This window comes from Streptomyces sp. NPDC104831, assembly GCF_055583025.1.
The window spans coordinates 43,178-51,659 of the sequence record NZ_JBVJOT010000024.1 but is presented as its reverse complement, the minus strand read 5'-3'; the positions used below and the strand labels follow the sequence as shown (position 1 = coordinate 51,659).

The window sequence follows — 8,482 nt, the reverse complement described above, 5'->3', positions numbered from 1 at the left end:
CCTACGGCAGCCGAGCATGGCGATTCGTGTCCTCACTCAGGGTGTCCACGCCCTGGTTCGACGGATTCCGGCGGCGAGAGTTCCTGGCTCCCGGGGAGTTCTTCCCCGGTGACAGTGGCGGGACCGCGCCGGATTCGCACCGGCTTCCTCTTCTGCCGCCGTACATGGCCTGGGCAGTCCACCACGTGCCCGGAAGGGCCGTCAACTTGCCTTTGACCTGGGATGCCCGAGTGTGCTGAGGCCCACATCGCGGGCCGCCGGGCGGGCCTGACGGGAACCGCCCCGGCATGCGTCCGCCCCGCCGGGTCCGGCGGGGCGGGCCGGTCGGCGGGGCGGTGCGGGGATCGGGGGGCGGGCGGTCAGCCCTTGCCCACGATCAGGTAGATGCCGTAGGCCACGGCCGCCGCGCAGGCCGCGAAGCAGACGTAGGCGCCGGTGACGGCGAGCGCGGCGGAGCCGCCCCGGGCCGCGGCCCGCTCGCGGCGGGACAGGCCGTTGATGCCGAGGGTGAACAGGGCCACCAGGCCCACCGTGAACACGACGCTGGTGCCGAGAACGGAGCCGAGGGCCGCCCAGTCGATCGTCATGGGGATGCTTCCTTCGAGTAACCGTGCGGGCGGGGTCAGACCGTGGCGGCCGGCGGGGCGGCGGCGGGCGCCGGCTCGGTGGCCGGGGCGGGGATCGTGGCCGTCAGGCCGGCGGTCGCCAGGCCGGCGGTCGTCAGTTCCCCGGCGGCCGGGGCCGTCAGGTCGCCGGCGATCTGGCCGGCGGGCGGCGGGGTCACCGCGGCGATGGCGGCGGTGACGACACCGGCCGGCTCGCCGGTCTCCTCGACCACGTTGGTGTGGTCGACGACCTCGCGGCGGGAGATCTTCCAGATCGCGGCGCTCGCGGCGACCAGGAAGACGGCGACGGCGGCGGTGCCCCAGTCACCCAGGTCGGTGACGGACTCGGCGCCCGCGCCGACCAGCGCGGCGGCCGGCAGGGTGAGCACCCAGGCGACGGCCATGCGGGTCGCGGTGGACCAGCGGACCACGCCGCCCTTGCGGCCGAGGCCCGCGCCCATCACCGAGCCGGAGACGACATGGGTGGTGGACAGGGAGAAGCCGAGGTGGGAGGAGGCCAGGATGGCGGTCGCGGCGCCGGTCTGGGCGGCGAAGCCCTGGCGCGGCTCCAGGTTGGTCAGGCCCTTGCCCATGGTGCGGATGATGCGCCAGCCGCCGATGTAGGTGCCGAGCGCGATGGCCAGGCCGGCGGAGAGGATGACCCAGGTGGGAGGGTTGGAGCCGGGGGCGAGGGAGCCGCCCGCGATCAGGGCCAGGGTGATGATGCCCATCGTCTTCTGGGCGTCGTTCGTGCCGTGCGCGAGGGAGACCAGGCCCGCGGAGGCGATCTGGCCGGCCCGGTAGCCCTTGCGGCCGGCCTCGGTCCCGGCGGTGCCGCCGACGCCGTAGGAGAGCCGGGTGGCCAGGAACGAGGCGAGGCCCGCCACGACCGGCGCCGCGACGGCCGGCAGCAGCACCTTGGTGACCAGGACGCCGCCGTGGACGGCGTCGAAGCCGGCGGAGGCGACGGTGGCGCCGACCAGGCCGCCCATCAGGGCGTGCGAGGAACTGGAGGGCAGGCCCACCAGCCAGGTCAGCAGGTTCCAGAGGATCGCGCCGACCAGGGCGGCGAAGATGACCTCGGGACGGATGCCGGTCTCGTCGACGAGACCCTTGGAGATCGTGTTCGCGACCTCCACGGAGAGGAAGGCGCCCGCAAGATTGAGGGCGGCGGACATGGTCACCGCGATCTTGGGCTTCAGGGCGCCTGTGGAGATGGTGGTGGCCATCGCGTTCGCGGTGTCGTGGAAACCGTTCGTGAAATCGAACGCGAGAGCGGTTACCACCACAATCGCGAGGATCAGCGAGAAGCTTTCCATTTACCCAGGCAATCGTTCGAGGTCATTGGCTGGATGAACGTAGGCAACCTGAGTGAACGGAAGATGAACTGAGACGGGCGCAGTGGTGTCGGTAACGCCATGCCGACGTCGCGTTCCACGCCGCCGGGCCGGGCGCCCCTTGGCTACCGGGTCCTCGCGAAGATCCGCAACCGGTCCAGGGTGCCGTTGAAGAGATCCTGGTCACCCGGCAGCGCGCCCTTCACGCGGTGCTGCCAGAAGGTCCAGTACCGCCAGCCGCCGGGCAGCGCCCCCGGCCGCGCCGTGCCGTACCGGGCGATCCACAGCGGGTGGTCCTTGGAGAACGCGCGGCTGTTGCCGGTGCACAGCTTCCACCACTGGGTCGTGGTGTAGATCACCGGGCGGCGGCCCGTCCGGCGCCGGGTCTCGTCGCTGAACGAACGGATCCAGCCGACCATGCCCTTCTTGCTCAGCCCGTAGCACTTGCGCCGCGCGTTGTACGGGTTGTACTCGATGTCGAGCGCCGGCGGCAGCGTCCAGCCGTCCGCCCGCCAGCCGCCGCCGTGCCGCACGAAGTACGCGGCCTGCTTGGCGCCGGAGGACCGGTCCGGGAGCGCGAAGTGGTACGCGCCCCGGATCAGCCCCGCCTTGCGGGCGCCGGAGTACTGCCCGGCGAAGTAGGGGTTGCGGTAGCCCGTGGACTCGGTCGCCTTGACGAAGACGAACCGGGCGCCCTTCTTCCGGGCGGCCGGCCAGTCCACGGGCCCCTGGTGGGACGACACGTCGTGGCCCTTGGGCGGCTTGGCCGCGGCGGTCGCGGGGCCGGTGAGGGCGAGGACCGCCGCCACGGCCGCGGCGAGGACGCTCGCGCGGCGACGGGCAAGGGTGGGTACACGGGCCATGCGACTCCCCCGGGGGATGGCGGTCGGCGGGCGCGCCGGGCCTCGGGGCGGCGGCGGCCGTGGGGTGGGCAGGAAGCAGTCATTCAAGGTCCGCCGATCACGAAAGTGAGGGCGATTTCAGGCGTTTCACACCCAATTCCGCCCGTTCGGCCTCACGGCCCCCGGCCCGGAACCACCGGTCCGTCCGCTCCCCGCCCCGCCCCGCCGGCTGGCAGGATCACCGCATGGCTGAACCGCGACGGAACGTGGAAGACGGGCGACGGGACGAACGGCGGGACGGGGAACCGGCCGCGCGCCGGGCCGGCCGGGGGAGCGGGACGCCGGCCGGGGACGGGGGCGCACGCCGGGGCGCGGGGGAGGGGCGGGCCGAACCGGGCGCCGCGGCGCCGGAGGGCGGACAGGTCGGCGATACGGCGCCGGAGGCGGGGCGGAGCGCACCGGGCGGTGGGGCCGCCGGGGTGGAGGGGGCCGCGCCGGTCGGTGGGGCGGCCGAGGCGGGGGAGGCCGCGTGGGGCGGTGGGGCGGCCGGGGTGGGGCAGGACGTGGCGCTGCTCTGGGAGGAGGTGGTCGCCACGGCGCGGCGGACCGTCGCCGACGGACTGGTGGTCGGCACCTCCGGCAACGTCTCCGCCCGCCTCGGCGACCTCGTGCTGGTCACCCCCTCGGGCGTGCCCTACGACCGGCTCACCCCGGCCGACCTCACCGGCGTCGACCTCACCGGCCGCCAGGTGCTCGGCCGCCTCGTGCCGACCAGCGAGCTGCCCATGCACCTCGCCGTCTACCGCACCACCGACGCCCGCGCGGTCGTCCACACCCACGCCGTGCACGCCACCGCGGTCTCCACGCTCGTCCCCGAGCTGCCGCTGGTCCACTACATGGCCGCGGCCCTCGGCGGCCCCGTACGGGTCGCCCCCTACGCCGCCTACGGCACCGACGAGCTGGCCGGGAACATGCTCCGCGCCCTCGCCGGCCGCTCCGGCTGCCTGCTGCAGAACCACGGCACGGTCACCCACGGCGCCACCCTCGACCAGGCCTACGACCGCACCGCCCAGCTGGAGTGGATGTGCCGCCTGTGGCTGACGGCGTCGGCGGTGCCGGGCCTGAGCCCGTCCCTGCTGACCAAGGCACAACTCGCGGAGGTCGGGGAACGCTTGAAGGGGTACGGCCAACGGAGGTGATCCCCTTGCCGAGCGGCAACCCGTCCCGCGCCCCGCGGACCCCGCCGGTCCCGCGCGCTCCGCTCCACCAGGCCCCGCCGCCCCGTCCCCCCGCGGTCGAGCGGGTCCGCCCGGCTCCGGCCGCTCCCGTGCGGGCCGCGCTCGCCGGTCTCGGCCGCGTCGCGCGGGCCGGCCTCCGCCGGGCCCGGCCGTCCGCGTCGTCCGCGTCGTCCGCGTCCACCGCCCTGCGCCGCGCCCTGCCGGGCCGGCCGGCCCCGGTGCTCCCGCGGACCTCGTCCCGCCCGTCACCCCTCCCACGGCCCTCACCCCGCCCCGCGGTTCGGCTGGCCGCCGTCCGCCCTCCCCGTGACACTGGAGCCGTGCGTACCGTCACCGCGACCGCCAGTGCGGTCACCGCCGTCCTGGCCGCCGGCACGGCCTCCGTGGTCGCCGGCCGGCTCGCCAGCGACGCCGCGCTGAAGGCGTCCGCGGGCCGTCCGCTGCCCACCGAGCCCCGGCTCACCGTGCACGGCACGGCCGCCGGCCGGATCACCCTCACCCGCGACCTGGCCGCCCTGCGCCCCGGCGTCTACGGCCTCGCCGGCGACGGCTCGCACGCGGTCGTCGGCCCCGTCCTGGAGGGCACCCCGCACGCCGCCGACACCGTCGTACGGCGCCTGGAACGCGTCACCCACGGCACCCTCGCGCCCGGCGACGCGGCCTGGCTCACCCCCAACCTGTACGTCGGCAACCCCCGCACCGCCCTCGGCCTGGACCACGCCGACGTCGACGTGCCCGGCGAACTCGGCACCCTGCCCGCCTGGTTCGTCCCCGGCGCCCGGGACACCTGGGTGATCGCCGTGCACGGCCTCGGCACCACCCGGGAGCACGCCCTGAACGTCATGGGCTTCCTGCACGCCCGCCGGCTGCCCGTCCTCGCCCTCGCCTACCGCGGCGACCCCGGCGCCCCCCGCCCGCCGGACCGGCTGAACCACCTCGGCGAGACGGAGTGGCGGGACGTCGAGGCGGCGATCCGGTACGCCGTGGGCCGGGGCGCCCGCCGGGTCGTCCTCCTCGGCTGGTCCACCGGCGCCACCATGGCCCTGCGCGCCGCCGAGCACTCCGCGGTCCGCGACCGCGTCGCCGGGCTCGTCCTCGACTCCCCGGTGCTCGACTGGCAGGCCACGCTGCGCGCGCTGGCCCGCGCCCGCCACGTCCCGGAGCCGCTGCTGCCGCTCGCGGTGCGGGCCGCGCAGGGCCGGGCCGGACTGCGTACCGACGGGCTCGCCGGGGCCGCCGTCCCCGGCCGGCTCCAGGTCCCCGCCCTGCTCGTGCACGGCCCGGGCGACCGGGTCGCCCCCTGGGAGCACTCCCGCCGGCTCGCCCGGCGCCTGCCCGGCCTCGTCACCCTGCACACCGTCCCGGACGCCCCGCACGCGGCGATGTGGAACGCGGACCCCGAGGAGTACGAGGAACGGCTGCGCCGGTTCCTCACCCCGCTGCTGTGACACCCCGGCGCCGGGCCCGCCGGCGCCGGTGGCGGACATTCCGCTTACGGCCGTGGCACCGGTCCGGCCACGGCCGTACGACTGGCTCGATCCCGCCCGTCCGCCGCGTCCCGCGCCCCGTGCGTTGGCCAGTCCCGTCGCCCGCCGTGACATTCCGTTTGGGTTTTCGGACCGTCAACCGGAAGACTGCACCCGTGACGTCCCGTATCCCGCGCGACTCCAGGCTCCGACTCGTCCGACCTCGACCCCTGGCCGCCGCCCCCAGAGCTGTGAACCAGCGGCGCCCCCGCCGCGCCGCGCCCCGGCCGCCCGAGGGCACGCCCGCCCCCGCCGAACTGGCCGGAATGGCCCGTGCCGGTCTGGCCGGCGCGGTCCGCGTCGCCCGCTGGGCCGACGCCGCCCTCGGCCCCGGCCGGGACGGCGCCACCGCCGACGGCAAGGCCACCCTCTCCGACGCCACCGCCGAACGCGCCGCCGCCGACCTCGGCCTGAACACCGCTCAGGTCCGCGCCGACTGGGACACCGCCCGCCTCGCCGGACTCGTCGAGGTGCACGGCGACCGCGCCCGCCCCGGCTGGCGGCTGCGCGCCTGGGACCGCGACGACAGCGCCGTGCTGCGCGGCTGGGTCGCCCTCTTCGACGCCTGGTCGCTGGCCTCCCCCGAGCCCGAGGGGTACGAGCCGGCCGCCGTCGCCGAGGTCGTCTCGGCCATGCCCCAGGTGCTCTCCTTCCTCCAGCTGTCCGCCGGCCCGGTCCCGGTCGAGCAGCTGCTCGACCTGCTCCAGCAGCGGGTCACCGAGCTGCGCACCGAACGCTGCGAGGTCGCCTACGAGCCCGGCACCGGACGGCCCGCCGGATCCCCCGCCCCGGCCCAGGCCACCCCCGCCGACGCCCCGCTCGCCCCGCTGCTCGACTGGGCGCTGCGGGCCCTCGCCGCGGTCGGCGCCCTCACCTACGGCGGCGGCCAGGCCACCCTCACCCCGCTGGGCAGCTGGGCGGTGTGGGTCAAGCTGGAGCAGATCTGCGTGGCCGCGCAGAGCCCCGCCGGCAACATCGAGCAGTCCGCCGAGGACATGCTGCGCGGCTGCGCCCAGCTGCGCCCCAACGCGGCCCGCGCCGAGTACCGCGCCTGGCTCGCCGCCCGCCCCGTCGGCGGCGCCGTCACCGAGCTGATCGCCGCCGCCCGCGGCGACGACGCGCTGCTGCGCGGGCTGGCCTTCGAGGCGCTGCGCGTCGTCGGCGCGCCCGCCGAGCCCGACGTGCGGGCCGTGGTGGACGAGCCGGCCCTGCGGCCGTACGCCCTGCTGTGGCTCGCCGAGCACGACGGCGTCGACCCGGAGGACGCCCACGAGGTGCTCACGCGCGAGGAGGCCACCTGGCTGTGGGTGGACACCGCCGCGGCCGTCGCCGACCACGGCGAGGCGCCGATGCTGGTCCGGCACCTGGAGTCCGCGGTGCAGCCCACGGTGCCCCAGCTGCTCGACGAGGTCCGCGCCGTGGGCCATCCGCGCACCGTCCAGGTGCTGGTCGCGCTCGCCGCGGCGCACCCCGACCCGGCGCTGGCCAAGGCCGTGCGCCGGGCCGCGTTCCAGGTGCACACCGGGGGATGAGGCGGGCCGGGGCGGCTCAGGCCCCGGTCTCCGGGGCGTACGTCCCGAAGCTCCAGACGTTTCCCCCGGCGTCCCGGGCAAGGTACTCCCGGGCGCCGTAGTCCTGGTCCGCCGGGGGCATCAGGATCTCCACGCCGTGCGCCACGGCCCGCTCGTGGTGGGCGTCCACGTCGTCCACCACGACGTACACCCCGCAGGGCCCCGCGTCCTTCAAGGCGGTGTCGAGCGGGCCGCCGCGGCCCTTGGAACCGATCATCACCACGCCGCCGGCCTGGGCCAGCTCGGCGTGCAGGACCGTGCCGTCCGCCTTCTCGTACACCGACAGCTCGGTGAAGCCGAGGCCCTCGGTGAGCTGCCTGATCGCCGCCTTCGCGTCCGCGTACAGCAGCGTGGGGCAGACGCCCGGCCGCCCGCCGCCCGTGCCCGTCATGCCGACCACTCCTTCGCCTACCGGTTCCGTCGTCCCCCGGCGGCCCTCGCACCGCACGCGTCTTCGCTTCCCACCGCACACAACACCCGAAACCGCCACATCCCCACCGGCCATCACCCGACCGGGCGACTTTCCCCGCCCACCCCGTCCCGCCACCCCGGCGCACCCGCCCCCGGTCACTAGGCTGCGCCCTCAGCCACGCCCAGGGGACAGCGAAGGGGGAAAAGGTGCCCGCCCCACCCCACCACCCGGCCCCGCCGTTCCCCCGCACCCGCACCCGCCCCCGTGGCGCGTGCCTGTGCCGGATGCTCGGGGTGGTGGCGGGACTCTGCCTTCTCGTCGTGCTCCACCAGGCGCGGCCGCCGGCCTACGGAGACCGGCTCGTAGGGTCCGCGCAGGGGGAGCGGACCTGGGTGCCCCGGGTGCGGGGAGCCGTCGTGGCCGGGTACGACACCCGCACCGGCGCCCCGGGCTGGCGCTACACGCGCGCGGGGCACCGCCCCGTCGTCACGCTCCCCGCGCGCGGGCAGGCGATCACGCTCTGGGACGACGGGCTGCTGACCGCCACCGACGGCCGCACCGTGCGCTGGCACCGGGCCCTGCCCGACGCCGCCGAATGGCTCCCCGCCCACGGCGGCACCGGCGTCCTGCGCCCCCTCGGCCACGGCATCCTCGCCGTCGTCACCCCGCGCCGCGTCACCGCGTACCGCACCACCGACGGCGACCTGCGCTGGACGCTGCCCGCCCGCGGCGGCTGCGCGTTCCGCCCCGAGGGCGCGGTCCGGCGCGGTACGGCCCTGCTCCTCGCCCAGCCCTGCGCGGACACCGCCTGGACCGGCCAGCTCGTCGCCCTGGACGATCTGGGCCGCATCGCCCCCGGCCGCACCCCGCTCGGCAACGAACCGCCCGGTCCGCGCCCCGGACGCCAGGACGCAGGAAAACAGCTTGCCCCGCCCCGTTAGACTGGGACCC

The 8,482-nt window shown here is 76.5% G+C and carries 8 protein-coding genes and 1 riboswitch; of the genes, 4 read left to right on the top strand and 4 right to left on the bottom strand.

Features of this window, described 5'->3' with window-relative positions; translation table 11 throughout:
* Positions 1-55: 55 nt before the first annotated feature.
* Positions 56-198: riboswitch (cobalamin riboswitch) on the bottom strand.
* A gap of 161 nt (positions 199-359) precedes the next feature.
* The 3 genes from ACZ63H_RS18175 to ACZ63H_RS18165 all read right to left on the bottom strand — a co-directional run bounded on the left by ACZ63H_RS18175 (position 360) and on the right by ACZ63H_RS18165 (position 2,805).
* The gene (locus ACZ63H_RS18175; RefSeq protein WP_469866123.1) at positions 360-587 is read right to left on the bottom strand and encodes a hypothetical protein; all 228 of its coding nucleotides are present in this window, start codon (positions 585-587) and stop codon (positions 360-362) included.
* A gap of 35 nt (positions 588-622) precedes the next feature.
* Entirely contained in the window at positions 623-1,924 is a 1,302-nt protein-coding gene (locus ACZ63H_RS18170) for an inorganic phosphate transporter (protein WP_469866121.1), read from the bottom strand.
* Between the two features lie 143 nt (positions 1,925-2,067).
* A complete protein-coding gene (locus ACZ63H_RS18165; RefSeq protein ID WP_469866119.1) occupies positions 2,068-2,805 on the bottom strand; it encodes a lysozyme in 738 nt (245 codons plus the stop codon).
* Between the two features lie 530 nt (positions 2,806-3,335).
* Between ACZ63H_RS18165 and ACZ63H_RS18160 the strand changes: the two genes are divergently transcribed.
* The 3 genes from ACZ63H_RS18160 (at position 3,336) to ACZ63H_RS18150 (ending at position 7,080) form a co-directional block, all read left to right on the top strand.
* A complete protein-coding gene (locus ACZ63H_RS18160; protein ID WP_469866117.1) occupies positions 3,336-3,983 on the top strand; it encodes a class II aldolase/adducin family protein in 648 nt (215 codons plus the stop codon).
* 359 nt (positions 3,984-4,342) lie between these two features.
* Positions 4,343-5,470, top strand: coding sequence for an alpha/beta hydrolase (locus ACZ63H_RS18155; RefSeq protein WP_469866115.1), 1,128 nt, complete (start codon positions 4,343-4,345; stop codon positions 5,468-5,470).
* Positions 5,471-5,814: 344 nt separating this feature from the next.
* The gene (locus ACZ63H_RS18150) at positions 5,815-7,080 is read left to right on the top strand and encodes a hypothetical protein (RefSeq protein ID WP_469866236.1); all 1,266 of its coding nucleotides are present in this window, start codon (positions 5,815-5,817) and stop codon (positions 7,078-7,080) included.
* A gap of 16 nt (positions 7,081-7,096) precedes the next feature.
* On the opposite strand, the gene ACZ63H_RS18145 is transcribed toward ACZ63H_RS18150, so the two are convergent.
* Positions 7,097-7,510 carry a VOC family protein gene (locus tag ACZ63H_RS18145; RefSeq protein WP_469866113.1) on the bottom strand — a complete coding sequence of 138 codons (414 nt, stop codon included), beginning with the start codon at positions 7,508-7,510 and terminating at the stop codon, positions 7,097-7,099.
* 227 nt (positions 7,511-7,737) lie between these two features.
* Between ACZ63H_RS18145 and ACZ63H_RS18140 the strand changes: the two genes are divergently transcribed.
* Positions 7,738-8,472 carry a PQQ-binding-like beta-propeller repeat protein gene (locus tag ACZ63H_RS18140; protein ID WP_469866111.1) on the top strand — a complete coding sequence of 245 codons (735 nt, stop codon included), beginning with the start codon at positions 7,738-7,740 and terminating at the stop codon, positions 8,470-8,472.
* Positions 8,473-8,482 lie beyond the last annotated feature (10 nt).